General features: G+C 68.7%; 26 protein-coding genes, 1 tRNA gene and 1 pseudogene. 21 read left to right on the top strand and 7 right to left on the bottom strand.

What is annotated here, in order from left to right:
- Positions 1-110: 110 nt before the first annotated feature.
- The 9 genes from rpmF to E4P42_RS02625 all read left to right on the top strand — a co-directional run bounded on the left by rpmF (position 111) and on the right by E4P42_RS02625 (position 8,587).
- Positions 111-284 (top strand): 50S ribosomal protein L32, encoded by a 174-nt coding sequence (rpmF, locus tag E4P42_RS02665; RefSeq protein WP_135122792.1) that lies wholly within the window; start codon positions 111-113, stop codon positions 282-284.
- A gap of 68 nt (positions 285-352) precedes the next feature.
- Positions 353-1,039 carry a response regulator transcription factor gene (locus E4P42_RS02660; protein ID WP_135122791.1) on the top strand — a complete coding sequence of 229 codons (687 nt, stop codon included), beginning with the start codon at positions 353-355 and terminating at the stop codon, positions 1,037-1,039.
- Positions 1,039-2,547, top strand: coding sequence for a HAMP domain-containing sensor histidine kinase (locus E4P42_RS02655; RefSeq protein ID WP_209305676.1), 1,509 nt, complete (start codon positions 1,039-1,041; stop codon positions 2,545-2,547). Before E4P42_RS02660 ends, E4P42_RS02655 begins: the two co-directional genes overlap by 1 nt.
- A 143-nt stretch (positions 2,548-2,690) precedes the next feature.
- A complete protein-coding gene (locus tag E4P42_RS02650) occupies positions 2,691-4,019 on the top strand; it encodes a S1C family serine protease (RefSeq protein ID WP_135122790.1) in 1,329 nt (442 codons plus the stop codon).
- Between the two features lie 23 nt (positions 4,020-4,042).
- The gene (locus tag E4P42_RS02645) at positions 4,043-4,588 is read left to right on the top strand and encodes a molybdenum cofactor biosynthesis protein B (protein ID WP_167759336.1); all 546 of its coding nucleotides are present in this window, start codon (positions 4,043-4,045) and stop codon (positions 4,586-4,588) included.
- Positions 4,589-5,295: 707 nt separating this feature from the next.
- Positions 5,296-5,946, top strand: coding sequence for an MspA family porin (locus E4P42_RS02640; protein WP_135122789.1), 651 nt, complete (start codon positions 5,296-5,298; stop codon positions 5,944-5,946).
- Between the two features lie 214 nt (positions 5,947-6,160).
- A complete protein-coding gene (locus E4P42_RS02635) occupies positions 6,161-6,811 on the top strand; it encodes an MspA family porin (protein ID WP_135122788.1) in 651 nt (216 codons plus the stop codon).
- Between the two features lie 308 nt (positions 6,812-7,119).
- Complete coding sequence (locus E4P42_RS02630; protein WP_135122787.1) at positions 7,120-7,776, top strand: MspA family porin; 657 nt, start codon at positions 7,120-7,122, stop codon at positions 7,774-7,776.
- A gap of 157 nt (positions 7,777-7,933) precedes the next feature.
- On the top strand, positions 7,934-8,587 hold the full coding sequence (locus E4P42_RS02625; protein ID WP_135122786.1) for an MspA family porin: 654 nt from the start codon (positions 7,934-7,936) through the stop codon (positions 8,585-8,587).
- Positions 8,588-8,647: 60 nt separating this feature from the next.
- Here E4P42_RS02625 and mscL read toward each other — a convergent pair whose 3' ends face one another.
- The 4 genes from mscL to E4P42_RS02605 all read right to left on the bottom strand — a co-directional run bounded on the left by mscL (position 8,648) and on the right by E4P42_RS02605 (position 10,979).
- Positions 8,648-9,103, bottom strand: coding sequence for a large-conductance mechanosensitive channel protein MscL (gene mscL, locus E4P42_RS02620; protein ID WP_135122785.1), 456 nt, complete (start codon positions 9,101-9,103; stop codon positions 8,648-8,650).
- A gap of 121 nt (positions 9,104-9,224) precedes the next feature.
- The gene (locus E4P42_RS02615; protein WP_135122784.1) at positions 9,225-9,881 is read right to left on the bottom strand and encodes an SAF domain-containing protein; all 657 of its coding nucleotides are present in this window, start codon (positions 9,879-9,881) and stop codon (positions 9,225-9,227) included.
- Positions 9,882-9,950: 69 nt separating this feature from the next.
- Positions 9,951-10,292 carry an FmdB family zinc ribbon protein gene (locus E4P42_RS02610; protein ID WP_135122783.1) on the bottom strand — a complete coding sequence of 114 codons (342 nt, stop codon included), beginning with the start codon at positions 10,290-10,292 and terminating at the stop codon, positions 9,951-9,953.
- 72 nt (positions 10,293-10,364) lie between these two features.
- Positions 10,365-10,979, bottom strand: coding sequence for a 5-formyltetrahydrofolate cyclo-ligase (locus tag E4P42_RS02605; RefSeq protein WP_371286975.1), 615 nt, complete (start codon positions 10,977-10,979; stop codon positions 10,365-10,367).
- A gap of 75 nt (positions 10,980-11,054) precedes the next feature.
- Between E4P42_RS02605 and E4P42_RS02600 the strand changes: the two genes are divergently transcribed.
- The 5 genes from E4P42_RS02600 to E4P42_RS02580 all read left to right on the top strand — a co-directional run bounded on the left by E4P42_RS02600 (position 11,055) and on the right by E4P42_RS02580 (position 15,287).
- Positions 11,055-11,966, top strand: a complete 912-nt coding sequence (locus E4P42_RS02600; protein WP_135122782.1) for a UTP--glucose-1-phosphate uridylyltransferase — start codon at positions 11,055-11,057, stop codon at positions 11,964-11,966.
- 39 nt (positions 11,967-12,005) lie between these two features.
- Entirely contained in the window at positions 12,006-13,262 is a 1,257-nt protein-coding gene (glp, locus tag E4P42_RS02595; protein ID WP_135122781.1) for a gephyrin-like molybdotransferase Glp, read from the top strand.
- A 14-nt stretch (positions 13,263-13,276) separates the two neighbouring features.
- Entirely contained in the window at positions 13,277-13,930 is a 654-nt protein-coding gene (locus E4P42_RS02590) for a GNAT family N-acetyltransferase (RefSeq protein ID WP_135122780.1), read from the top strand.
- Between the two features lie 202 nt (positions 13,931-14,132).
- Entirely contained in the window at positions 14,133-15,164 is a 1,032-nt protein-coding gene (glpR, locus tag E4P42_RS02585) for a gephyrin-like molybdotransferase receptor GlpR (RefSeq protein WP_135122779.1), read from the top strand.
- 50 nt (positions 15,165-15,214) lie between these two features.
- Positions 15,215-15,287: transfer RNA gene (locus tag E4P42_RS02580), tRNA-Ala, on the top strand.
- A 35-nt stretch (positions 15,288-15,322) separates the two neighbouring features.
- Here the strand turns inward: E4P42_RS02580 and E4P42_RS02575 are convergent.
- The gene (locus E4P42_RS02575) at positions 15,323-16,246 is read right to left on the bottom strand and encodes an AEC family transporter (protein WP_135122778.1); all 924 of its coding nucleotides are present in this window, start codon (positions 16,244-16,246) and stop codon (positions 15,323-15,325) included.
- Positions 16,247-16,288: 42 nt separating this feature from the next.
- The gene (locus E4P42_RS02570; protein ID WP_135122777.1) at positions 16,289-16,648 is read right to left on the bottom strand and encodes an Rv2640c family ArsR-like transcriptional regulator; all 360 of its coding nucleotides are present in this window, start codon (positions 16,646-16,648) and stop codon (positions 16,289-16,291) included.
- A 93-nt stretch (positions 16,649-16,741) separates the two neighbouring features.
- On the opposite strand from E4P42_RS02570, the gene E4P42_RS02565 reads away from it, so the two are divergent.
- The 6 genes and pseudogenes from E4P42_RS02565 to E4P42_RS02535 all read left to right on the top strand — a co-directional run bounded on the left by E4P42_RS02565 (position 16,742) and on the right by E4P42_RS02535 (position 21,582).
- On the top strand, positions 16,742-17,179 hold the full coding sequence (locus E4P42_RS02565; RefSeq protein WP_135122776.1) for an ArsI/CadI family heavy metal resistance metalloenzyme: 438 nt from the start codon (positions 16,742-16,744) through the stop codon (positions 17,177-17,179).
- A 20-nt stretch (positions 17,180-17,199) separates the two neighbouring features.
- Positions 17,200-17,568, top strand: a complete 369-nt coding sequence (locus E4P42_RS02560) for a helix-turn-helix transcriptional regulator (RefSeq protein ID WP_135122775.1) — start codon at positions 17,200-17,202, stop codon at positions 17,566-17,568.
- Positions 17,565-19,054: pseudogene (arsB, locus tag E4P42_RS02555) on the top strand (ACR3 family arsenite efflux transporter). The gene E4P42_RS02560 and the pseudogene arsB overlap by 4 nt, the downstream one beginning before the upstream one ends.
- Before the next feature lie 182 nt (positions 19,055-19,236).
- Positions 19,237-19,614: a hypothetical protein gene (locus E4P42_RS02545; protein WP_135122772.1), complete on the top strand. Its 378-nt coding sequence runs from the start codon at positions 19,237-19,239 to the stop codon at positions 19,612-19,614.
- 148 nt (positions 19,615-19,762) lie between these two features.
- Positions 19,763-20,761: a GNAT family N-acetyltransferase gene (locus E4P42_RS02540; RefSeq protein WP_135122771.1), complete on the top strand. Its 999-nt coding sequence runs from the start codon at positions 19,763-19,765 to the stop codon at positions 20,759-20,761.
- Positions 20,761-21,582 (top strand): shikimate 5-dehydrogenase, encoded by an 822-nt coding sequence (locus E4P42_RS02535; protein ID WP_135122770.1) that lies wholly within the window; start codon positions 20,761-20,763, stop codon positions 21,580-21,582. Before E4P42_RS02540 ends, E4P42_RS02535 begins: the two co-directional genes overlap by 1 nt.
- A gap of 5 nt (positions 21,583-21,587) precedes the next feature.
- On the opposite strand, the gene E4P42_RS02530 is transcribed toward E4P42_RS02535, so the two are convergent.
- A complete protein-coding gene (locus tag E4P42_RS02530) occupies positions 21,588-22,292 on the bottom strand; it encodes an LpqN/LpqT family lipoprotein (RefSeq protein ID WP_135122769.1) in 705 nt (234 codons plus the stop codon).
- Positions 22,293-22,623: 331 nt separating this feature from the next.
- On the opposite strand from E4P42_RS02530, the gene E4P42_RS02525 reads away from it, so the two are divergent.
- The gene (locus tag E4P42_RS02525) at positions 22,624-24,150 is read left to right on the top strand and encodes a PE-PPE domain-containing protein (protein ID WP_135122768.1); all 1,527 of its coding nucleotides are present in this window, start codon (positions 22,624-22,626) and stop codon (positions 24,148-24,150) included.
- The last annotated feature ends 18 nt before the right edge of the window (positions 24,151-24,168 follow it).

Here is a 24,168-nt window from a genome sequence, read left to right as displayed (position 1 = left end):
CGTTTTGGAGGCGGCGCAGCGCACCGGCTATCCTGAAGGGCACTTGCCGGCGGCCCGCGTACAGCGGATGTTGCGTGGCACTGACCCCCCGTACGAGGAGAAGCTTCATCATGGCTGTGCCCAAGCGCAGAATGTCGCGCTCGAACACCCGTAGCCGCCGCGCGCAGTGGAAGGCCAAGCCGACCGAACTCGTCGGTGTCACGGTGGCCGGGCAGCAGCGTCGCGTGCCGCGCCGCCTGCTCAAGGCCGCCCGACTCGGACTGATCGACCTCGACCGTCGCTGAGGTCGCTTTTGCCGTATTAGCGGCGCGCCTCTCAGCCCACTCTCAGGGCTTGGGTTGAGACTGTGGCTGTGCGGATTCTTGTCGTCGATGACGATCGTGCCGTGCGCGAATCGCTGCGCCGGTCCCTGTCGTTCAACGGATACTCGGTCGAGTTGGCCCAAGACGGGGTCGAGGCTCTCGATCTGATTGCCAACGACCGTCCCGACGCCGTGGTCCTCGATGTGATGATGCCCCGGCTGGACGGTCTCGAGGTGTGCCGTCAGCTGCGCAGCACGGGTGATGACCTGCCCATTCTGGTCCTGACCGCCCGCGATTCGGTCTCCGAGCGGGTGGCCGGGCTCGACGCCGGCGCCGACGACTACCTGCCCAAGCCGTTCGCGCTCGAGGAGTTGCTCGCGCGGATGCGGGCGCTGCTGCGCCGCACCACCCCCGACGACGGGCCCGAGTCGCCGGCCCTGACCTTCCTGGACCTGACGCTGGATCCGGCGACCCGCGAGGTGACCCGCGGATCGCGGCAGATCAGCCTCACCCGCACCGAGTTCGCGTTGCTGGAAATGCTGATCGCCAATCCGCGCCGGGTGCTGACCCGTAGCCGCATCCTCGAGGAAGTCTGGGGCTTCGACTTCCCGACGTCGGGCAATGCGCTCGAGGTGTACATCGGCTACCTGCGCCGCAAGACCGAGGCGTCGGGCGAGCCGCGGCTGATCCACACGGTGCGGGGCGTGGGCTACGTGCTCCGCGAGACACCGCCCTGATGGTCCTGCCACCTCATCCCGTACCGTCGCAGGCCCCGCGGCAGAAGCCGCTGCGCAACACCAGCTCGTTGTCGCTGCGGTGGCGGGTGATGCTGCTGGCGATGTCGATGGTGGCGATGGTGGTGGTGCTGATGTCGCTCGCCGTCTATGCGGTGGTGTCCCGTGCGCTCTACGACGACATCGACAACCAGCTGCACAGCCGCGCCCGGCTGCTCATCGAGAGCGGGTCGCTGGCCGCGGACCCCGGCAAGGCCATCGAGGGAACCGCGTACTCGGACGTCAACGCGATGCTGGTCAATCCGGGCCGGTCGATCTACACCGCCAATCAGCAGGGTCAGACCCTCCCGCTCGGCGAGGCCGAGAAGGACGTCATCTCCGGTGAACTCCTGCTGTCGCTGCGCACCGCCAACCACCAGCGGGTGCTGGCCGTCCACCTGACCAATGGCAGCTCGCTGCTGATCAGCAAGAGCCTGGCCCCGACGGGACAGGTGCTCGGCCGGCTCGGCACCGTGTTGCTGATCGTCGGGGGCGTCGGGGTGGCGGTCGCGGCGATCGCCGGTGGCATGGTGGCGCGGGCGGGCCTGCGCCCGGTGGGCCGGCTGACCCAGGCCGCCGAACGGGTGGCCCGCACCGATGACCTGCGGCCGATCCCGGTGTACGGCAGCGACGAACTCGCCCGCCTGACCGAGGCGTTCAACATGATGCTGCGCGCGCTCACCGAGTCCCGGGAGCGACAGGCGCGGTTGGTGTCCGATGCGGGCCACGAACTGCGCACCCCGCTGACGTCGTTGCGCACCAACGTCGAACTGCTGATGGCCTCGATGGCGCCGGGCGCACCGCGGCTGCCGGAGGAGGAGATGGCGGACCTGCGCGCCGACGTCATCGCCCAGATCGAGGAACTGTCCACCCTCGTGGGCGATCTGGTTGACCTCACCCGCGACGAGGCCGGCGGGGTGATCTACGAGCCCGTCGACATATCCGAGGTCGTGGATCGCAGCCTGGAACGAGTCCGGCGGCGGCGCAACGACATCGAGTTCGACGTCGACGTCATGCCGTGGCAGGTGTACGGCGACGCCGCGGGGCTGGGGCGGGCCGTGTTGAATCTGCTTGACAATGCGGCCAAGTGGAGTCCGCCCGGCGGCCGGGTGGGAGTCCGGTTGACGCAGACCGATCCCGTGCACGCCGACCTCGTGGTGTCCGACCGCGGGCCGGGCATCCCGCCGGCCGAACGCCGGCTGGTGTTCGAGCGGTTCTACCGGTCCACCGCCGCACGGGCGATGCCCGGTTCGGGCCTCGGACTGGCCATCGTCAAGCAGGTGGTGCTCAAACACGGTGGGGCACTGCGCATCGAGGACACCGACCCGGGTGCGGACCCGCCGGGCACCTCGATCGTCGTCATGCTGCCGGGCCGGCCGGTGAGCTCGCTCAACGGTCATGCGGGAAACGATTCGGTGACATACGACGGTGCTGCTCTGGACTCGGCCCGTTCACGTAAAGAGAATGAGTGATCAGCACCACGTCCGCCGAAACGAAGTCTCGGTTTGCTGCAACGGTTCTCTAAGTGGATTCTCAGTCCATCTGGGCACTGTGAGGACATCGCCTTCGTTGACCAACTGACGGAACCACATACGAGGAAGAGCGCCGAAGCCACATGACGAACCACCCACGGTATTCACCGCCGCCGCAGCAGCCGGGGCATCGCCCGGGCGGGCAGGACTCCGGATATCCGGGTGGGCACCGGCCGGATGCCTACCCGCAGCAGCCGTATGACTGGCGCTACGCCGCCCAGCCGCAGCATCACCAGCAGCACCAGCAGTTCCGGGCGCCCTATGACCCGTACCGCGGCGCCGCCCATCCGACCACCGTCATGCCGAATCCCCGTCCCGCTCAGAAGCGTTCGCGCGCACTGAGTCTGACCGCGGGAGCGCTTGCGGTGGCCCTGGTGTCGGCGGGTATCGGCGGCGGGGTGGCCACCATGGCGCAGGACAACCGGCCGTCCTGGAGCAACTCGATCACCGGCGCCGCACCGAGCGTGCCCGCGGCCGCCCTGCCGGCCGGGTCGGTGGAACAGGTGGCCGCCAAGGTGGTGCCCAGCGTGGTGAAGCTGGAGACCAACATGGGCCGCGCCGCTGAGGAGGGCTCGGGCATCGTGCTCACCTCGGACGGTCTGATCCTGACCAACAATCACGTGGTGGCGGCGGCCGCGGACGGTCAGGCGCAGACCAAGGTCATCTTCTCCGACGGCCGCACCACGGGGTTCGAGGTCGTCGGCACCGATCCGAGCAGCGACATCGCGGTGGTCCGCGCCGAGAACGTGTCCGGGCTGACGCCGATCACGCTCGGTTCGTCGAGCAATCTGCGGGTCGGCCAGGACGTCGTGGCGATCGGCTCCCCGCTGGGCCTGGAGGGGACGGTCACCACGGGCATCATCAGCGCGCTCAACCGCCCGGTGGCCGCCGGTGGTGACGCCCGCAACCAGAACACCGTGCTGGACGCCATCCAGACCGACGCCGCGATCAACCCGGGTAATTCCGGCGGCGCGCTGGTCAACATGAACGGTGAGCTGGTCGGCGTCAACTCCGCCATCGCCACCCTGGGCGGCGACGCCGGTCCGCAGGCCCAGAGCGGGTCGATCGGGCTCGGCTTCGCGATCCCGGTCGACCAGGCCAAGCGGATCGCCGACGAACTGATCCAGAACGGTTCGGCGTCGCATGCCTCGCTCGGCGTCCAGGTCAGCAATGACACCGCCTCCGACGGCGCCAAGATCGTCGAGGTGACCAACGGCGGGGCCGCGGCCGCCGCCGGCCTGCCCAGCGGTGTGGTGGTCACCAAGGTCGACGATCGCGTGATCAACAGCGCCGACGCGCTCGTGGCCGCGGTGCGCTCCAAGGCGCCAGGGGAGAAGGTGACGCTGACCTACGTCGATCCCTCCGGTAAGCCGCAGAGTGTGCAGGTGACGCTGGGGAAGGCGCAGCAGTGATCGCCGACAGCCCGGTGGGCACCCTGCGAGTGGCTGCGCCGCTGTCTGCGCCCACATATACGGTTGAGGTCATGGAACAGCCAGGGGAGTTGGTGGGCCGGGCGCTCGTCATCGTCGTCGATGACCGCACCGCCCACGGCGACGAAGAGGACCACAGCGGTCCGTTGGTCACCGAGTTGCTCGGTGAGACGGGGTTCGTCGTCGACGGCGTCGTCGTGGTGTCCGCGGACGAGGTGGAGATCCGCAACGCTCTGAACACCGCCGTGATCGGTGGGGTCGACCTCGTGGTGTCAGTGGGCGGCACGGGTGTCACTCCCCGTGACGTCACGCCCGAGGCCACCCGCGACATCCTGGACCGCGAGCTGCTCGGCATCTCCGAGGCGCTGCGGGCCTCCGGGCTGTCTGCCGGCATCGTCGACGCCGGGGTCTCGCGGGGTCTGGCCGGCATCTCCGGCAGCACGCTCGTGGTCAACATCGCCGGGTCCCGTGCGGCGGTGCGTGACGGCATGGCCACGCTCGGCCCGTTGGCCGTGCAGATCATCGGACAGCTATCGAGCCTCGAGATCTGACGCCGGTACGGCCTGCCGAGACGCCGAGACGACGCGATTCCAGCGTCGGCTCGGCGTTTCTCATTGGTTGCTGTGATGGCTACTGTCTGCAGTGTTACGAGAAGGTGAACAGCAATCCGGCCTGGGTTGTGATCTTCATCACAGAGAAGGTTTGTCATGACATACCCGCCGCCGCGCCGGCGCGACTCAGTTAACAAGATCTTCGGCGAGATACTTCCCGAGACAACTGCCGATGAACGGGCCGCCGAGCCGGGCGAGCGCGACGCAGACCGAGACCGCTGGTTGCAGGAAAACGTTCCGCCCCACCACGAGTGACCTGTGACTTCTCTGGGAATATCGCCCTCAGTCGATGAGGCGCCGGTCATTTTTGCCGTTTGACGCCGCCTGACGAGGCCGGACGCCGAGCCGCCCCGAATCAACGGCCGCGGTCGGCGCCGCCAGGCACGCGGGGCCTCAGCACATCTCCAGCAAATCCCGTACCGGCGGTAACGCGGGCGACGCACGCCCGACGGCTTGCGTTGCCGGTCGGATGCCTCCCCGTTATGTTCCCTGTGTCAAACAATGAGCTAGGCGTAAGAGCGGCGTGTGGGGTCTCTAATCCCACTCACATGTTGATCTTGCGAGGTGTGTGTGGAGCGGTCGGCCAGGCACCCAACCAACAACACTCGGCGATCTCCTCGATCGCCGGCGACATAGCTAGGGAGAACATGAAGGCAATCAGTCGGGTGCTGATCGCGTTGGTTGCGGCCATCGCGGCTCTGTTCACGAGCACGGGCACCTCTCACGCTGGTCTCGACAACGAGCTGAGCCTGGTCGACGGCCAGGGCCGCACGCTGACCATCCAGCAGTGGGACACCTTCCTCAACGGTGTGTTCCCGCTGGACCGCAACCGGCTGACCCGCGAGTGGTTCCACTCGGGCCGGGCCAAGTACATCGTGGCCGGCGAAGGCGCCGACGACTTCGAGGGCTCACTCGAGCTGGGCTACCAGATCGGCTTCCCCTGGTCGCTGGGCGTGGGCATCAACTTCAGCTACACCACCCCGAACATCGCGTTCGACGGTGAGGGCGTGAACATCATCGAGGGCGTCGGCGGCATCCTGCCGGCGGAGGGCATCGTGACCCCGCCGCTGTTCCCGGGTGTCTCGATCAGCGCCGACCTGGGCAACGGCCCCGGCATCCAGGAAGTCGCCACCTTCGCGGTCGACGTCGAGGGCGGCACCGGTGAGGTCGCGGTCTCCAACGCCCACGGCACCGTGACCGGTGCGGCCGGCGGCGTGCTGCTGCGCCCCTACGCCCGGCTCATCGCCTCCACCGGTGACAGCGTCACCACCTACGGCGAGCCGTGGAACATGAACTGAGTTCTTCCAGCTCTGAAGAAGCGGCCCCCGGAACTTCCGGGGGCTGCTTTTTTGTTTTTTCCCGGGCAAGAAGTGAGCAAACTCTAAGAGAACTCTGTGGTGTCTTTAATTCGGTTCACATCCGGCTCTTGGGCAGTGTGTCCTGATCGTTACCAGGCACCTAACTAACCAATCGGTGATCCACGGATCGCCGGCGACATGAGCTGGGGAGAACATGAAGGTATTCAGTCGGGTGCTGGTCGCGTTGGTCGCGGCCGTTGCGGCTCTGTTCACGAGCGCGGGCACCTCTCACGCGGGTCTCGACAACGAGCTGAGCCTGGTCGACGGACAGGGGCGCACGCTGACCATCCAGCAGTGGGACACGTTTCTCAACGGGGTGTTCCCCCTGGACCGCAACCGGCTGACGCGGGAGTGGTTCCACTCGGGCCGGGCCAAGTACATCGTGGCCGGCGAGGGCGCCGACGACTTCGAGGGCTCGCTCGAGCTCGGTTACCAGATCGGTTTCCCCTGGTCACTGGGGGTGGGCATCAACTTCAGCTACACCACCCCCAACATCGCATTCGACGGTGAGGGCGTGAACATCATCGAGGGCGTCGGCGGCATCCTGCCGGCCGAGGGGATCGTGACCCCGCCGCTGTTCCCGGGCGTGTCGATCAGCGCCGATCTCGGTAACGGCCCCGGCATCCAGGAGGTCGCCACCTTCGCGGTCGACGTCACCGGCGGCACCGGTGAGGTCGCGGTCTCCAACGCCCACGGCACCGTCACCGGTGCGGCGGGCGGTGTGCTGCTGCGCCCCTATGCCCGGCTGATCGCGTCGTCCGGTGACAGCGTCACCACCTACGGCGCCCCCTGGAACATGAACTGAGCGTTCTCTAAGAGACAGCCCCCGGGTTCACCCCGGGGGCTGTCTGCGTTCCGGCTCCAGCGAATCCCGCCGACGCCGATTTGGTGATGATCAAGCCTCGAGAGATATTTGCCTAGGAACAAACCCACCGCGCTGAACTGCACGTTTCGGTTGTTGACCTGTTGCCACGCTGTTATGTTCTTCGCGTCGCAAGATGGCTTGAGTCTAAGAGAACAGTGTGAACCTTCTCATTTTCATACTTTTTTGCGGCGCGTACGGGTGTGCAACGGCGGTGCACTGGTCCGCCGACGACATGAGCTGGGGAGAACATGAAGGCAATCAGTCGGGTGCTGATCGCGTTGGTGGCGGCCGTTGCGGCGGTGTTCACCAGTGCGGGCACCTCTCACGCAGGTCTCGACAACGAGTTGAGTCTGGTCGACGGCCAGGGCCGGACGCTGACCATTCAGCAGTGGGACACGTTCCTCAACGGGGTGTTCCCGCTGGACCGTAACCGGCTGACGCGGGAGTGGTTCCACTCCGGGCGGGCCAAGTACATCGTGGCCGGTGAGGCCGCCGACGACTTCGAGGGGTCGTTGGAGCTGGGCTACCAGATCGGTTTCCCGTGGTCACTGGGTGTGGGCATCAACTTCAGCTACACCACCCCCAACATCGCCTTCGACGGCGCCGAGGTCACCATTGCGGAGGATGACGGCGGCTTCGGTCTGCTGCCGGCCGAAGGCATCGTGACCCCGCCGCTGTTCCCGGGTGTGTCGATCAGCGCCGACCTGGGCAACGGCCCGGGCATCCAGGAGGTGGCCACGTTCGCGGTCGACGTCACCGGAGCCGAAGGCACCGTGGCGGTCTCCAATGCCCACGGCACGGTCACCGGTGCGGCCGGCGGTGTGCTGCTGCGGCCCTACGCCCGGCTGATCGCGTCGTCCGGCGACAGCGTCACCACATACGGCGCCCCCTGGAACATGAACTGACCTGCGCTGAGCACGTCGAGGTCCTCTACTCACCCGACGCTCGCAGAGGCGCTCATTCGAATCACAAGCCGGCACGTGCGATACGTGCCCAGTTTCCAGGCACCTAACTAATCGGTCGGTGATCCACGGATCGCCGGTGACATGAAACGGACAGAACATGAAGACAATCAGTCGGGTGCTGATCGCGTTGGTGGCGGCCGTTGCGGCGGTATTCACCAGTACGGGCACCTCTCACGCAGGTCTCGACAACGAGTTGAGTCTGGTCGACGGCCAGGGCCGGACCCTGACGATCCAGCAGTGGGATACCTTCCTCAACGGGGTGTTCCCGCTGGACCGTAACCGGCTGACCCGCGAGTGGTTCCACTCCGGGCGGGCCAAGTACATCGTGGCCGGTGAGGCCGCCGACGACTTCGAGGGCTCACTCGAGCTGGGCTACCAGATCGGCTTCCCCTGGTCGCTGGGTGTGGGCATAAACTTCAGCTACACCACCCCCAACATCGCGTTCGACGGCGCCGAGGTCGCCATCGTCGGTGAAGATGCTCTCGACTTCCTTCCCAACGAGGGCATCGTGACCCCGCCGCTGTTCCCGGGTGTCTCGATCAGCGCCGACCTGGGCAACGGCCCGGGCATCCAGGAGGTCGCCACCTTCGCGGTCGACGTCACCGGCGCCGACGGTGAGGTCGCGGTCTCCAACGCGCACGGCACGGTGACCGGTGCGGCGGGCGGTGTGCTGCTGCGCCCCTATGCCCGGCTGATCGCGTCGTCCGGAGACAGCGTCACCACCTACGGCGCCCCGTGGAACATGAACTGACACAACGCGACAACAGCCCCCGGTGCACACCGGGGGCTGTTGTCGTCTGTGGCGCGTCGGTCATGTGCGGTCGGCGCTGGTGGTCTCCGCGGTGTCGGGGCTGGGGCCGGTGCCCGGGCCGGTGGTGAGCTTGGGGGAGTCGGCGTTCTCGGCCAGCAGGTCACGGATCTCGGTGAGCAGGCTCAGCTCGGTGTCCTGGGCCTGCTCGACCTGGCCGCGCTCGCGGAGCTTCTTGTACGGCAGGACGATGAGGAAGTACACCACCGCCGCCACCAGGATGAAGTTGATGATGGCCGACAGCAGGACGTTGAAGTCAATGGTCTGTCCCGCGCCGATGTTGATACGCAGGACGCCGTAGTTGGACTCCCCGCCCGCGCCGACCCGCGTGATCAACGGTTCGATGATGCTGTTGGTGAACGAGGTGACCAATCCGGTGAACGCGGTGCCGATGACCACCGCCACCGACAGGTCGACGATGTTGCCGCGGGCGAGGAACTCCTTGAAGCCCTTCAACATGCTGTGATCCCTTTCTGCAGTGCCTTCTGCCGGTCAGCGCGAACGTTAGTCCGCGCATCTGCGGGGCACCGGCGATCGGACGGCACGAAGTGATGACAACTCGTGCAGGGAAGGACCACGGTCAATGAAGAGTGAGCGTGATGGCCTGCGTCAATGACGCGCCTGCCACGTCGGTGGCGGCGTGCGCAGGCAGCGCCAACAGCACCACCCGGTCGCCGCCGGCGCCCGGTCCCTGCGGTTTCGCCGAGACCAGCACCACCACCGCCTCGGTGGCGATCAGCCGGGGTCGTGCCTGCGGTCCGGTGTCGGAGGAGGGGGCGGCGAGCACGTCGACGATGTCGCCGGTGCGAATCAGATCGCTCAACGCGGTGTCGGCGGGATGCACCGACACCAGCCGCGCGTCCGGGCCGACGGCGGCGTCGGCGAGCCGGGGACCCAGGATCCGCACATCGGTGACCACCTCGCCGCGCCGGACGGGGCCGGCCGGCGTCGCGCCGATCACGGCGACGGTGTCGGTTTCGGCGCCGTCGGGGACGGTCGCCGCGGGGCGGCGGTCGACGCGCACATCGGCGGCCGACACCTCGGTCCCGGGAGTCAGGTCCGCCGCGGCGACGACGACCTCGACGTGGTCACCGTGCGGGTCCGAGCGCAGCGCGGCGATGGCGGCCAGCACGACGAGCGCACCCGCGGTGGTGCGCCGGGCCGCCACGGTGCGCGTCCACGCGGGCCGTAGCGCGGACAGCCTGGCCAGCGGCGTCGGATCCAGCGATTCCCCCATGCCGCCACGCTAGGCAGCCGAAGGCCCGCCCCGCGGAGATTGCCGCGCGGCCTGTGGATAACTCGAAGGTCAGCTCGAGGCGGCTGCGGCGGGGGCGGACGACGTGGAGCCCGACGACGACGACGAGGACGACGACGAATCGCTCTTCGACGAACTCGACTTGTCCGACGACGACGACGAGGACGACGACTCCGAGCTCTTGGCCGAGTTGCCGCCGGACGATGATGACGACGATTCCCGGCTGTCGGTGCGGTAGAAGCCGCTGCCCTTGAACACCACCCCGACCTTGCCGAACAGCTTGCGCAGCCGGCCGTTGCACTGCGGGCAGTCGGTCAGCGAGTCGTCGCTGAAGGCCTGCGCGATGTCGAACCGGTTGTCGCACTCGGTACAGGCATAGGAATAGGTAGGCACGAAAACCTCCGAGGTCATCAAACTTGTTAGCACTCTACCGTCTCAAGTGCTAGAACCGCCACGCGGTGGCGCTCATTCCCCCGAACGCGCCGTCGCGGCCAGCGTGACCAGTCCGCGGCCCGGGGTCAGCGCATGGGTCATGCGCACGTCGTGGGGTTCGGCCGGCAGGCGGTCGACCAGTTCCTCGTCGCGCACCACCGCGATCAACCGCGCTGACGGATCCGCACTGTCGAGCGAGCGGTCGTAGTATCCGGCGCCGCGCCCGAGTCGCACCCCGGTCCGGTCCACCGCCAACGCGGGCACCAGCACCGCGGCCGCCTCGGCCACCGCCGCCGCGGACCGCCACGGGGCCACCGGTTCCCACAACCCGTAGCGGGCGCGGACCAGCCCGCCCGGCCGGTACTGCCCCCACTGCAACGCCATTGCGGCGCCCGCCTCGTCGAGCCGGGTCACCGGTAACAGCACCGTCGCTCCCAGCTGCCGTAAATCGTCGACGAAGTCGAGGTCGCCCGGCTCCGCCGCGACCGGCACATACGCGCAAATAGTCTGCCCCGCCTCGACCACCGCGGGAAGATGCCGCCGCAGCGCCGTGGCCTCGGCCTCGTGCTGGTCGGGTGTCATGTTGCTGCGCGCGCGAAGCAATTCACGGCGAAGTTCGTCTTTCGTCGCATACTTCACAGACACCACGATGACATTTTCCGGCGCCGTCCGCCTCGGCCCTATACCGGGTTCAACCAGCGCGGAACGGTTAATCTGTCTGCGATGACTCGGCCAGAAGTTCCCATTCCGCACACTGCGGTCGTGCCCGCCGCCGGCCTCGGAACGCGTTTCCTGCCCGCCACCAAAACGGTTCCCAAAGAACTGTTGCCGGTGGTCGACACCCCCGGCATCGAGCTGGTTGCCGCAGAGGCCGCCGAAGCGGGCGCCGAGCGGCTGGTGATCGTGACCTCCGAGGGCAAAGACGGCGTGGTCGCACACTTCGTCGAAGACCTCGTGCTGGAAGGCACCCTCGAAGCGCGCGGCAAGAAGACCATGCTCGAGAAGGTGCGCCGGGCGCCCGCGCTGATCAAGGTGGAATCGGTGGTGCAGGCCGAACCGCTCGGCCTGGGCCACGCGGTCAGCTGTGTCGAGCCGACGCTGTCGCCCGACGAGGACGCGATCGCGGTGCTGCTGCCCGACGACCTCGTGCTGCCCACCGGTGTGCTCGAGACCATGTCCAAAGTGCGCGCCAAGCGCGGCGGTTCGGTGCTGTGCGCCATCGAGGTGGAGCGCGAGAAGATCAGCGCCTACGGCGTCTTCGACGTCGAGACGGTGCCGGACGCCGCCAACCCCAACGTGATGCGGGTGCGCGGCATGGTCGAGAAGCCGAAGGCCGAGGATGCGCCGTCGCCGTACGCGGCGGCCGGCCGCTACGTCCTGGACCGGGCGATCTTCGACGCGCTGAGGCGGGTCGAGCGCGGGGCCGGCGGCGAGATCCAGCTGACCGACGCGATCGCGCTGCTGATCGATGAGGGCCATCCGGTCCACGTGGTGGTGCACCGCGGCTCTCGACACGACCTGGGAAATCCCGGCGGCTACCTCAAGGCTGCGGTTGACTTTGCGTTGGAACGCGACGACTACGGCCCCGAACTACGGCAGTGGTTGGTCGAGCGATTGGGCCTGGCCGAGAAATAACCCTGCGCGACAGGCCCGGACGAAGGAGAAAGGCGTGTTGTGCGTTCGGTTGAGGAGCAGCAGGCTCGGGTAGCTGCCGCCGCGGTGGCTCCACGACCGGTACGGGTGGCCATCGCCGAAGCCCAGGGCCTGATGTGCGCCGAAGAGGTCGTCACCGAGCGCCCGATGCCGGGGTTCGACCAGGCAGCGATCGACGGCTACGCGGTGCGCAGCGTCGACGTCCTCGGAGTCGGGGGCGGTGACGACGTCGACGACCACGACGGCCGCGACATCAGCCTGCCCGTGATGGCTTCCATCGAGGCGGGAGCCCGCACGCCCAGCCGGTTACAGCCGCGGCAGGCCGCGCGCGTGCAGACCGGTGCGCCGATGCCGACGCTGGCCGACGCGGTGCTGCCGCTGCGCTGGACCGACGGTGGGGCGAACCGGGTGCGGGTGTTGCGCGGGGTGCGTTCGGGCGCGTACGTGCGGCGCGCGGGTGACGATGTGCAGCCCGGCGATGTGGCGGTCCGTGCAGGCACGATCATCGGCGCTGCCCAGGTCGGTCTGCTGGCCGCCGTGGGCCGCGAACGGGTGCTGGTCCATCCGCGGCCGCGGCTGTCGGTGCTGTGCGTCGGCGGGGAACTGGTCGACATCTCGCGTACCCCCGGCAACGGCCAGGTGTACGACGTGAACTCGTATGCGTTGGCGGCCGCGGCGCGGGACGCCGGTGCGGAGGTCAACCGCGTCGGCATCGTGGACACCGATCCGGCGCGGTTGCGGGAGGTGGTCGAGGGTCAGCTGAGCCGCGCGGAGATCGTGGTGATCGCCGGGGCGGTCGGCGGCGCCGCCGCGGAGTCGGTGCGCGGGGTGCTCAGCGAGCTCGGCGAGATGGAGGTCACCCGGATCGCGATGCATCCCGGGTCGGTGCAGGGCTTCGGTCAACTCGGCCGCGACGGCGTGCCGGTGTTCCTGCTGCCGGCCAACCCGGTCAGCGCGCTGGTGGTGTTCGAGGTGATGGTCCGCCCGCTGATCCGGTTGTCGCTGGGCAAGCGGTCGCCGATGCGTCGCGTCGTGCCGGCGCGCACGCTCTCGCCGATCAGCTCGGTGGCCGGCCGCAAGGGCTTCCTGCGCGGGCAGTTGATGCGTGATCAGGACACCGGCGAGTACCTGGTGCAGGCGCTGGGCGGGGCGCCGGGTGCCTCGCACCTGCTGGCCACGCTGGCCGAGGCGAACTGCCTGGTGATCGTGCCCGCCGACGTCGATCAGGTCCGCACCGGTGAGACCGTCGACGTGGCGTTCCTGGCCCAGCGCGGCTGAAGTCACGAGTCGAGGTGAGCCCGGTGCGGTCCAGTTCTGCACACCCCGGATGGCCGACGCCGGTGGGTCCGCTGCGAGTGGCCGCCGGCGTCGTGCGGCTGCGGCCGGTGCGGTTGCGCGATGCGGGACCGTGGAGCCGCATCCGGCTGGCCGACCGGGCGCATCTCGAGCCGTGGGAGCCCGCCACGGGCGTGGAATGGCAACAGCGGCACGCGTTCTCGTCGTGGCCGTCGGTGTGCTCGAGCCTGCGCAGCGAGGCCCGTAAGGGCCGCATGCTGCCCTACGTGATCGAGGTCGACGGGGAGTTCTGCGGGCAGCTGACCGTCGGCAACGTCACGCACGGCGCGCTGCGGTCGGCGTGGATCGGGTACTGGGTGGCGCGGGAGAAGACCGGTGGCGGGGTGGCCACGGCGGCGTTGGCGCTCGGCCTGGACCACTGTTTCGGTCCCGTCATGCTGCACCGCGTCGAGGCCACGGTGCGCCCGGAGAACCTGGCAAGCCGGCGGGTGCTGGCCAAGGCCGGGTTCCGCGAGGAGGGGCTGCTGAAGCGCTACCTCGACGTCGACGGCGGCTGGCGTGACCATCTGCTGGTCGCGATCACGGTCGAGGAGTTGCGGGTGTCGGCCACGGCGGCGCTGGTGCACGCCGGCCGGGCGAGCTGGGCCTGAGGCGGGTGTGGCACCGAGGGTCGCCGTCCGCGCCGCAACCACGACCGTGGACGCGAAATGTGGCGTCTTTGCGTGACGCGTGTGACCAATGTGACTGATGGTGCTTGTATACGACGAATTACAGGTGTGTAATTGTCTCGGCGCGTCGACCCCAGACGCGCTGGTCACCAGACCTAGCCTGTAGGGGAAAGGAGCAGGCACCATGCCAAGCATCCCCCAATCCCTCCTGTGGATCTCGCTCGTTGTGCTCTGGCTCTTCGTGCTGGTGCCCATGCTGATCAGCAAGCGGGACGCCGTGCGACGCACCAGCGACGTGGCGCTCTCGACCAGGGTTCTCAACTCCGGGCAGAGCGCGCGACTGCTCCGCCGGTCCCGCCCGTCGGCCGGGCACCACTCCGACCCGGACTGGCGGCCCTCGGAGGACGACCTCGACGAGGACCTCGACGACCACGACGAACGGGAGGACGAGGCGCCGAAGCGTTCGGTGGTGCTCGCCGCCGCCCCTTCCGCCGACGCGGAACCCGACTACCTCGACGTCGACATCGTCGAAGAGGACACCGGTGCGCTCTCGCTGGGAACGTCCGCCCCCGACATCGCCGACGAACCGTCCCCCGAGCCGGCGCCGGAGCCCGAGGTCGCGGAGGACGATGCCGAATCCCCAGCCGCCGCAACGGAATCCGAGGAGTCGCCGGACAGCGGTGATGGGACCGACGACGAGTACGAATACGTGCCGGACGACTCGGGGCTGGAGGCGTCACAGGACACCCCACAGGAGGCCGCGCCCGGAGTCGACTCGCTGAGCGCCGCGCGCCGGCGTCGCTACGAGTCGAAGACCGCCGCCGCGGTGAGCGCCCGCAAGTACCAGTTCCGCAAGCGGATGGTCACCGCCATGGCGGTCGCCCTGCTGGCCTCGGGCGTCGCGGCGTACCTCGTCGCGCCGTGGGCGTGGTGGGGGTGTGGCGCGGTGGGCACCGTGACCGTGCTCTACCTCGCCTACCTGCGCCGGCAGACGCGCATCGAGGAGCAGGTGCGCCGCCGCCGGGCGCAGCGCCTCAAGCGGTCGCGGCTCGGGGTGGAGAACACCGGCGATCAGGACCTGGACGTCGTGCCCGCGCGGTTGCGCCGGCCGGGTGCCGCCGTGCTGGAGATCGACGACGAGGATCCCATCTTCGAACACCTCGACGAGGTGGCGTTCGCGCGCCGCTACGACCTGCCGAAAGCGGCCGGACAGTAGCTCGGTTTCGGCTGGCGCGCGACGGCTGGTAGCCTTTCGTACCGGCATCAGGGGCTATGGCGCAGTTGGTAGCGCGACTCGTTCGCATCGAGTAGGTCAGGGGTTCGATTCCCCTTAGCTCCACAGTTTTCGACACGGCGGCCTTCGGGCCGCCGTTCTCATATGCCGGCCGCGACGGCGAGCATCAGCGGCATCGTGGCCATCGACAGCACGGTCTGCGCTCCGGTGATCGACGCCATGAGCCGTTCGTCGCCGCCCATGCGGGTCGCCAGCACGTACGCCGACGGGGCGGTCGGCAGTGCGCAGATGATCGTGATGCAGGTCAGCATGATGCCGTCCACGCCGAGCGCGGCGGCGAGCCCCGCCGCGGCCAGCGGCATCGCGACCAGTTTGAGCGCCGACACCAGTGCGATGTCGAGGGCGTCGCGGCGCCGCAGCTGCAGTGAGATCGCCGCCCCGGCGGCCAGCGTGCCGCAGACCAGCGCGGGCGAGGCGAGGATCTCCACCGGTGCGGCGACCGCCGACGGCAGTCCCAGCCCGGTGAGGTTGAGCGCGAGACCGGTCGCGCAGCCGAGGATGAGTGGGTTGGTGAGGATCTCGCGCCACACGCTGGTCCGTTTCCGGCCGTCGCCGGTCGTGCCGTAGAAGGACAGTGCCGTCACGCAGATGACGTTGACCAGCGGCACCATCACCGCCGCGGCCAGCGCGAACGACGCGACGCCGTCGACACCGTGCAGCGCGGAGGCGAAGACCAGGCCGATGTAGGTGTTGAGCCGGATGCTGCCCTGCACCAGCGATGTCAGCTGCGGCCCGGTGGCGCGCAGCACCCGGCGCAGCGCGATGAGCAGCGCCGACACCACGACGGTCGGGACGGCGAGGCTGACCAGCAGCGGGCCGACGGACACGCCGGTGAGGTCGGTCTGGGCGATCGATTCGACGAACAGCGCCGGGGTGAAGACGTGGTAGCTCAGCCATTCGAGGCCGCGCCAGAAGGCCGGTTCGGTGAGGAACTTGCGGCGGATGACCGCGCCGACGACGAGCAGGATGATGACCGGGACGATCGCGGCGGTGATCAACTGCACGGCTCAACTGTGGGGCAGCCGCGCGCGCCGGACCAAACGGCTTTACCGGCAGCAGTTCGGGTCGAGCACCGCGCACAGCGCACCGACCGCATCGCGATGGGGTCGGTGATACACGTTCATCCCGCGCCGGTCGGATTCGACCAGCCCGGCGCGGCGCAGCTGGGCCAGGTGATGGCTCACCGTCGACTCGCTCAGGCCGAGTGCCGCGGCCAGCTCACCGCTGTTCTCCTCACCGTCGGCGGCGCTGAACAGATAGGACATGATCTTCACCCGCGCGGGATCGGCGAGCGCCTTCAACCGCAGCGCGACGTGCAGCGCGTCCTCGTCACTCATCGGACCGGCCGCCACCGGCGCGCAGCAGACCGGCGCGGACATGTCGATCACCGGTAACGCCTTGGGCATACGGCAATTCTGCCAACCTTATTGACTTATGTCAAAGAGGTGGGCATGCTGGAGGCGTCAGTTCGACATACGTCGCAAAGGTAGGAGTTCACCATGTCCCGCGCACAACTCGCCCTCAATGTCGACGACCTCGACGAGGCCATCATGTTCTACGCCAAGCTCTTCGGCACCCAGCCGGCCAAGGTCAAGCCCGGCTATGCCAACTTCGCCATCGCCGACCCGCCGCTGAAGTTGGTGCTGCTCGAGAATCCCGGCCAAGGTGGCACCATCAACCATCTCGGCGTCGAGGTCGAGTCCAGCGCGGCCGTGCACGCGGAGATTGCGCGCCTCAGCGGCGAGGGCCTGTTCACCGACGAGGAGATCGGCACCACGTGCTGCTTCGCCACCCAGGACAAGGTCTGGGTCACCGGTCCGGCGGGGGAGAAGTGGGAGGTCTACACTGTGCTGTCCGATTCCGAGACCTTCGGGGCGGCACCCGAATCCGGCGCCGGCGGCGCGGCGTGCTGCGGCTCCGCCTTGTCCACCAATTAGATCTCTGTCAATATCGATGGGTGTCTAAATCGCAACTCCCGCCGGCGGGCGCGTGCGCGTACGCCCCGCTGGTGCGGGAGCCGTTGTCGGTGGCCGCCGCCGCGGAGGTGGCCGCGACCCTCAAGGCCCTGTCCGATCCGGTGCGGTTGCGCCTGTTCAGCCTGATCGCCAGCCGCGCCGGCGGCGAGGCCTGCGTCTGCGACATCTCCGGGGACTTCGACGTCAGTCAGCCGACCATCTCGCATCACCTGAAGGTGCTCCGGGACGCCGGCCTGCTGACTGCGCAGCGCCGGGCGTCGTGGGTGTACTACTCCGTGGTGCCTGGGGCGCTGAGCGCGCTGTCCACCGTCCTCGGCGCGGTCGCCGATCCGGCCGAGGTCGGCGCATGACGCGCGCGGCGACGGCCGATACCGAATCCGGTGTCGTCGAACGGCTTTCGCTGCTCGATCGGTTCCTGCCGGTGTGGATCGGCCTCGCGATGGCCGCCGGCCTGCTGCTCGGCCGCCTCGTGCCGGGCGTGGACGCGGCGCTGAACAGCGTGCAGATCGACGGCATCTCGCTGCCGATCGCGCTCGGGCTGCTGATCATGATGTATCCGGTGCTGGCCAAGGTCCGCTACGACCGCCTCGATACCGTCACCGGTGACCGCGCGCTGCTGGTGAGCTCGTTGGTGCTGAACTGGGTGCTCGGCCCCGCGCTGATGTTCGCCCTGGCCTGGCTGATGCTGCCCGATCTTCCCGAGTACCGCACCGGCCTGATCATCGTGGGCCTGGCCCGCTGCATCGCGATGGTGATCATCTGGAACGACCTGGCCTGCGGTGACCGCGAGGCCGCCGCGGTGCTGGTCGCGCTGAACTCGGTGTTCCAGGTGGTGATGTTCGCCGTTCTCGGGTGGTTCTACCTGTCGGTGCTGCCCGGCTGGCTGGGGCTGGAACAGGCGACCATCGACACCTCGCCGTGGCAGATCGCCAAGTCGGTGCTGATCTTCCTCGGCATCCCGCTGGTGGCGGGTTACCTCTCGCGACGGCTGGGGGAGAAGGCCAAGGGGCGAGCCTGGTACGAGTCGGCGTTCCTGCCGAAGGTCGGCCCGTGGGCGCTCTACGGGCTGCTGTTCACCATCGTCATCCTGTTCGCCCTGCAGGGAGAGCAGATCACCAGCCGGCCCGCGGACGTCGCGCGCATCGCCCTGCCGCTGCTGGCGTACTTCGCGCTCATGTGGAGCGGGGGCTATCTGCTCGGCGCGGTCCTGGGCATGGGCTACCGGCGCACCACCACGCTGGCGTTCACCGCCGCGGGCAACAACTTCGAACTCGCGATCGCCGTCGCGATCGCCACCTACGGGGCCACGTCCGGGCAGGCGCTGGCCGGGGTCGTCGGCCCGCTCATCGAAGTCCCCGTCCTGGTCGCCCTGGTGTACGTCTCCCTCGCGCTGCGGCGGCGTTTCGATCGGGGCCACCGATGACCGACACCAGACCCGCGGTGCTGTTTCTGTGCACACACAACGCCGGCCGCTCGCAGATGGCGCTCGGGTTCTTCACCCATCTGGCCGGCGGCGGCGCCATCGCCTGGTCCGGCGGTTCCGAGCCGGCCGATCAGCTCAACCCGGCCGCGGTGCAGGCGATGGCCGAGATCGGCATCGACATCACCGGCGAGTACCCGAAACCGTGGACCGACGAGGTGGTTCGAGCCGCCGACGTCGTCGTCACGATGGGGTGCGGGGACACCTGCCCGTACTACCCGGGTAAACGCTACGAGAACTGGGAGTTGTCGGACCCCGCCGGGCAAGGTGTCGAGGCCGTCCGCGCCATCCGCGACGACATCGAGGCGCGTATCCGCGTTCTCCTGTCTGAGCTGGGCATTCAGCCCAAGACCTGACCCCGGACCCGCCGCCGGCCGGCGTGACTGGGGCGGCGCCGCCGACCCGGGGCGAACCCGCCCGAAAACCCACAGGGTCTGGTACTGCCGTGCGGGTGCGGGGCGCGATCCGTACTGATAATCTTCGTGCGGGTCTTGACGTCAACAATCAGGGATTCGTCCCGCAGAGAAAGGGGAGGCAGATGGCCGAACACGCCGAAGCCCTCGTCCGCAGAACGAAGAAGCTGGGCCTGATGGGATTTGGTGCGCTCGCCGTCACGGGCGCCTTCCTGGCGTTCGGCGCCGGAACGGCCAGTGCCGACGTCGAGGACGTCGAGGGCGATCCCTCGGCACCCGCCGCCTTCCCGGTCGCCGAGGACGGCATTCGCGTCGCCGATCCTGGTGTCGTCAACGCCGGCCCGTCCGAGGTGCGTGCCGCCGACATCGGCGCGCCGCTGGCGCCCGCCGGTGGCGAGAGCAAGGACTCCCTGCGCGCGGTGCCGTCGATCACCGGTGGCATCGGCACCTACATCGACTTCGGCCCCTTCGGTGGCCCCGGCGCTCCCATCTGGGATTGGTGACGCTGGCCCAGCCGGCCTGATCTACCGGGAACGCCCGGTTCCGTCGCAGGACGGAGCCGGGCGTTTCCTGTTGTCCTGAAGCGAGATCACACCCGCGCGCCGGGCGCCTTCCTTGCCGCCGCCGGGGGCCCACCGTAGCCTCGGAATCGTGGCCGGTGCGACTGCCGTCCGCGCGGATGAGCTCGCGGCGTTGGACTTCTTCGTCGGCTGCTCCACGGAGGCGTTGGAGCCGCTGGCGGCCCAGCTGCGGCCGCTGCACGCCGCACCCGGACAGATCCTCATGCGCCAGGGCGAGGACGCGGTGTCGTTTCTGCTCGTCGGATCCGGGCGCATCCAGGTCAGCCACAGCGGCGCCGAAGGTCAGCGCATCGAGGCGGACCTGAGCGGCGGCATGATCGTCGGCGAGATCGCGCTGCTGCGCGAGACGCCGCGCAGCGCCACCGTGATCGCGCTCGACGAGGTGACCGGCTGGATCGGCGCGCACGATGCCTTCGACACCATGCTCGCGTGCCCGGGCATGATGGACAAGCTGGTGCGCATCGCCCGCCAGCGTCTGGCGGCGTTCATCACCCCGATCCCGCTGGAGGTGCGCGACGGGAACTGGTACTACCTGCGGCCGGTCCTGCCCGGTGACAACGAGCGCACCACCAACGGCCCGGTCGAGTTCTCCACCGAGACCCTCTACCGGCGGTTCCAATCGGTACGCAAACCCACGCCGCGGACGATGGCCTACCTCTACGAGGTCGACTACGACGACCACTTCGTGTGGGTGATGACCGAGGGGGCGCAGGGTCCGGTGGTCGCTGACGCCAGGTTCGTCCGGGACCCGGCCGACCGGTCCAGCGCCGAGGTGGCGTTCACCGTCGGCGACGACTACCAGGGCCGGGGAATCGGCACCGTGCTGATGAACGCGCTCGTCGTCGCGGCGGAATACGGTGGGGTGCGGCACTTCTCGGCCCGGGTGCTCACCGACAACTATCCGATGCGCAAGATGCTCGACCACTTCGGCGCCCGCTGGGTGCGCGAAGACCTCGGGGTCGTCACCACAGTGGTCGACGTGCCCGACCCGGCGACGCTGCCCTTCACCGAGGAGCAGACCGCCGACATCCGCGGAGTCGCACGCCAGGTCATGCGGGCCGTCGGCTGATGGCCCGACCACCGCTGAGCAAGGACACCCGCCTGTGCATCTCGCTGGCGGGCCGACCGAGCAACATCGGGACCCGGTTCCACAACCATCTCTATGACGTGCTCGGCCTCGACTTCCTCTACAAGGCGTTCACCACCACCGACATCGGTGCGGCCATCGGAGGCGTGCGGGCGCTGGGCATCCGTGGCTGTTCGGTGTCGATGCCGTTCAAGCGGGACGTACTCGCGCTGGTGGACGAGGTGGAGCCGTCAGCCGCGGCGATCGAGGCGGTCAACACGATCGTCAACGACGACGGGCACCTCACCGCCTGCAACACCGACTACCTCGCCGTGCAGCGGCTCATCGACGAGCACGGCCTCGACGCCGCGCAGCCGGTGCTCATCCAGGGCAGCGGCGGCATGGCGTCGGCGGTGGGCGCGGCCTTCCGCGACCACGGCTTCACGGCGGGGACCGTGGTGGCGCGCAATGCCGAGACCGGTCGGCGGCTGGCCGAGCGGCTCGGGTATGACTACGCCGGCGAGGTGGGTGACCGGCGCGCGGCCGTCCTGGTGAACGTCACGCCGATCGGGATGTCCGGTGGCGCCGAGGAACAGCAACAGGCGTTCACCGATGACGCTGTCGCACAGGCGCAGACGGTGTTCGACGTGGTCGCCCTGCCTGCGGAGACACCGCTGATCCGCGCGGCGCACGGGGCCGGGGTCCCGGTGATCACCGGCGCCGAGGTCATCGCCCTGCAGGCCGCCGAACAGTTCGAGCGCTACACCGGGGTGCGGCCCACCCCGGAGCAGATCGCGGAGGCCTCAGCGCTGTCGCGTCAGTGACCCCGTCAGACCGTGATCCTGATGGTCTCGTCGATGTTCGCGGTCGCATCCATGAGCGGGCCGATCTGGTCCTCGAGGCCGTCGGCGTTGATCTGCAGAACGTAGAGCCCGTCCGCGCCCGGGATGACGACCGTCTTCTGCGCGATCATCCGGGTGACGCCGTCGCGGGTGTACGCGCCGCCGATCTGGACCGCGTCGAAGCCGCTCATCTGTGTCTGCTCGCCGTCACCCAGGTTCTGATAGCCGGGCAGATTCTTGATCTCGCCGGGCGCGAATTCGAGAATCTTGGCGGGGTCGACGTCGCCGGTCAGCTTGGACATCAGCGCGATGATGGTCGGCGGGTCCTGCGCCATCGCCGGATCGGTGAAGAGGAACGCGGTGTAGGCCCAGGCGGGTGCCCGGTCGCCGGCGTCGGCCCAGCCGGGCGGCGGCGGCAGCTCGATGGTCGGCGCGCCGGGGTCACCGGGTTTGACCGGAGTCTCCTGGATTCCGTTGTCACGGATGTAATCGACGATCGTGTGGTTCTTCTCGGCCGCCTGCGGGGAGTCCGGCTCGGCGGCGGGCGCACTCGTCGACGTCTCGGCGGCGCTGCTCGAGGTGGTCTCCTCGGCGGCCGGAGCCGACTCTGAATCGGATCCGCAGCCGGCGAGCGTGATCGCCAGCGCCAGCGCGAGGGCGGTGACGCCGCCCGCCCGCAATGACCGTGCCATGGGTCCCCGTTCCTCGATGTTCTCTTGTCGCTGCGGATGATCGCACACACAACGACTGCGCGCTCAGGCTTGACGTCGATGCCGGTGGTGAGGCCGGTGTACGCATTGCGAAATTCGCGGCCATTCGTCTTGCTGTCGCAGCTCGCGGGCTCGCGGTCATTGCGTTCGACACCAGGTGATTGCATTCGCTAGGACTTCCTGAATTTTTCTTAGCGTTTGCCGGGGTCCTGTGTGAACCTGCATGTAGATGCTCGATTGTCCGGCATCTTCCGAGGGGGAGTCGGTGACCCGCCGACTGGATTCGGATAGCTGAGTACGGGGGGATGGTGCGATGGCGCAGACGCGTGTTCGTTCGCTGGTGTTGGTGATCGGTGCGCTGCTGACGGTGGTCTCGGTCAGTTGGTGGTCGGCTCCCGCGGCGATGGTGCACCTTCTCGCCTCGACGGTGCTCGCGATGGGCGGTACCGAGCATCCGCTGGTCGGTCCGGACGGTCGGCTGGCCGAGGACCGTGCGTTCGTGGACGGGTATGTCAGCGGCGCGATCAGCCGGTACGTCTCCCCGACCAGTCACACCAGGCCGGGCGGCACCGCGGAGGACCCGTATGCCGGTGTGGCGGTGCACAGCCCGGAGGAGTTCTTCCCGGTGTTCGGCACTATGACCTTCGATGACTCCACGGCCGCGGGCGTCACCAATCTCGACCACTGTGTGGAGGGCCGCGCCGGCTGCCGGTCGGTCACGATGTCGGGCGAGCGGGTGGACGGTGCGCCGATCATCATCTTCGGGTACTCGCAGAGCGCGCGCGTCGCCACGCTCGAGAAGCGGGACTTGATCGAGCGTTATGACGGCACGAAAAGCGCGCCGAACGTCTCCTTCGTGTTGATCGGCAATCCCAACCGACCCAACGGCGGGATCCTGCAGCGCTTCGAAGGGCTGTACATCCCGCTGATGGGGGTGACGTTCGACGGCGCCACCCCGACCGACAGCGACCTGGACGGCGACGGCATCCACGAGTTCCCGACCGCCGACATCACCCGGCAGTACGACGGCTGGTCGGATTTCCCGGCGTACCCGCTGAACATGGTCGCGACCATGAACGCCGTCGCGGGGATCTACTACCTGCACGGCGACTACTTCGGCGACACGGTGGGCCCGGCGGTGCAGCAGGGGGAGTACGGGGACACCACCTACTACATCGTGCCCACCGAGCGGCTGCCGCTGCTGCTGCCGTTCGAGCAGCTGGGGGTCCCCTCGCCGATTCTCACCGCAATCGACGCACCGCTGCGGGTGATCGTCGAGTGGGGCTATGACCGGGACCCCGCCCATCTGGGCATCCCGACGCGCGCCCGCCTCATCCCGCGGACCAACCCGGTGACCGGGCTCGTCGACCTCGTGGTGTCGATTCCGACAGGTCTCGACGACGGGTGGTCCGAGGCGGTCGGCGACCCGGAGGCGCGGCCGCTGGACACCGACCCGGTGGACAGCCCGTACGGCGTGGGCGGTGTGGCGGTGGGCGCACCCGAGGGGTCGAGCGGTGCGACGGCGTCGACCAGCACCCCGGAACCGACCGCGGCCCCGGCCGCCACGGCGGTGGAGCCGGCGGGGGAACCGTCCGGCGATCCTGAGCCCGACCCCGCGCTGACCGAGCGCCGTCGCGACACCACCGCCGCGTCGGAGGATGACGAGCCGTCGTCGCAGACCCGTAACTTTGGTGGCGGCCTGATCAAGCGGATCATCAGCCGCGCCACGACGCCGCGTACCGAATCCGAGACGACGTCCGAACCGTCGCCGTCCGGCGCCGATCCGACACCAAAAGACGAGGACCCGCCGAAGGATCGGGACGCCGCGCCGGCGGCCTGACCCGCGCCACGCCGGAAT

It is taken from the genome of Mycobacterium sp. PS03-16, from assembly GCF_004570325.1.
Taxonomy (GTDB): Bacteria; Actinomycetota; Actinomycetes; order Mycobacteriales; family Mycobacteriaceae; genus Mycobacterium.
The sequence above is the reverse complement of the archived record's forward strand: the minus strand, read 5'-3'. Positions and strand labels throughout refer to the sequence as shown.

Coding starts and splice junctions, on each gene's coding strand:
- E4P42_RS02630 (WP_135122787.1), top strand. CDS start 7,120: ATGAAGGCAATCAGTCGGGTGCTGATCGCGTTGGTGGCGGCCGTTGCG.
- E4P42_RS02525 (WP_135122768.1), top strand. CDS start 22,624: ATGGCGCAGACGCGTGTTCGTTCGCTGGTGTTGGTGATCGGTGCGCTG.
- E4P42_RS02655 (WP_209305676.1), top strand. CDS start 1,039: ATGGTCCTGCCACCTCATCCCGTACCGTCGCAGGCCCCGCGGCAGAAG.
- E4P42_RS02570 (WP_135122777.1), bottom strand. CDS start 16,648: ATGCCCAAGGCGTTACCGGTGATCGACATGTCCGCGCCGGTCTGCTGC.
- mscL (WP_135122785.1), bottom strand. CDS start 9,103: ATGTTGAAGGGCTTCAAGGAGTTCCTCGCCCGCGGCAACATCGTCGAC.
- E4P42_RS02650 (WP_135122790.1), top strand. CDS start 2,691: ATGACGAACCACCCACGGTATTCACCGCCGCCGCAGCAGCCGGGGCAT.
- E4P42_RS02565 (WP_135122776.1), top strand. CDS start 16,742: ATGTCCCGCGCACAACTCGCCCTCAATGTCGACGACCTCGACGAGGCC.
- E4P42_RS02535 (WP_135122770.1), top strand. CDS start 20,761: ATGGCCCGACCACCGCTGAGCAAGGACACCCGCCTGTGCATCTCGCTG.
- E4P42_RS02545 (WP_135122772.1), top strand. CDS start 19,237: ATGGCCGAACACGCCGAAGCCCTCGTCCGCAGAACGAAGAAGCTGGGC.
- E4P42_RS02635 (WP_135122788.1), top strand. CDS start 6,161: ATGAAGGTATTCAGTCGGGTGCTGGTCGCGTTGGTCGCGGCCGTTGCG.
- E4P42_RS02615 (WP_135122784.1), bottom strand. CDS start 9,881: ATGGGGGAATCGCTGGATCCGACGCCGCTGGCCAGGCTGTCCGCGCTA.
- rpmF (WP_135122792.1), top strand. CDS start 111: ATGGCTGTGCCCAAGCGCAGAATGTCGCGCTCGAACACCCGTAGCCGC.
- E4P42_RS02530 (WP_135122769.1), bottom strand. CDS start 22,292: ATGGCACGGTCATTGCGGGCGGGCGGCGTCACCGCCCTCGCGCTGGCG.
- E4P42_RS02640 (WP_135122789.1), top strand. CDS start 5,296: ATGAAGGCAATCAGTCGGGTGCTGATCGCGTTGGTTGCGGCCATCGCG.
- E4P42_RS02625 (WP_135122786.1), top strand. CDS start 7,934: ATGAAGACAATCAGTCGGGTGCTGATCGCGTTGGTGGCGGCCGTTGCG.
- E4P42_RS02600 (WP_135122782.1), top strand. CDS start 11,055: ATGACTCGGCCAGAAGTTCCCATTCCGCACACTGCGGTCGTGCCCGCC.
- glpR (WP_135122779.1), top strand. CDS start 14,133: ATGCCAAGCATCCCCCAATCCCTCCTGTGGATCTCGCTCGTTGTGCTC.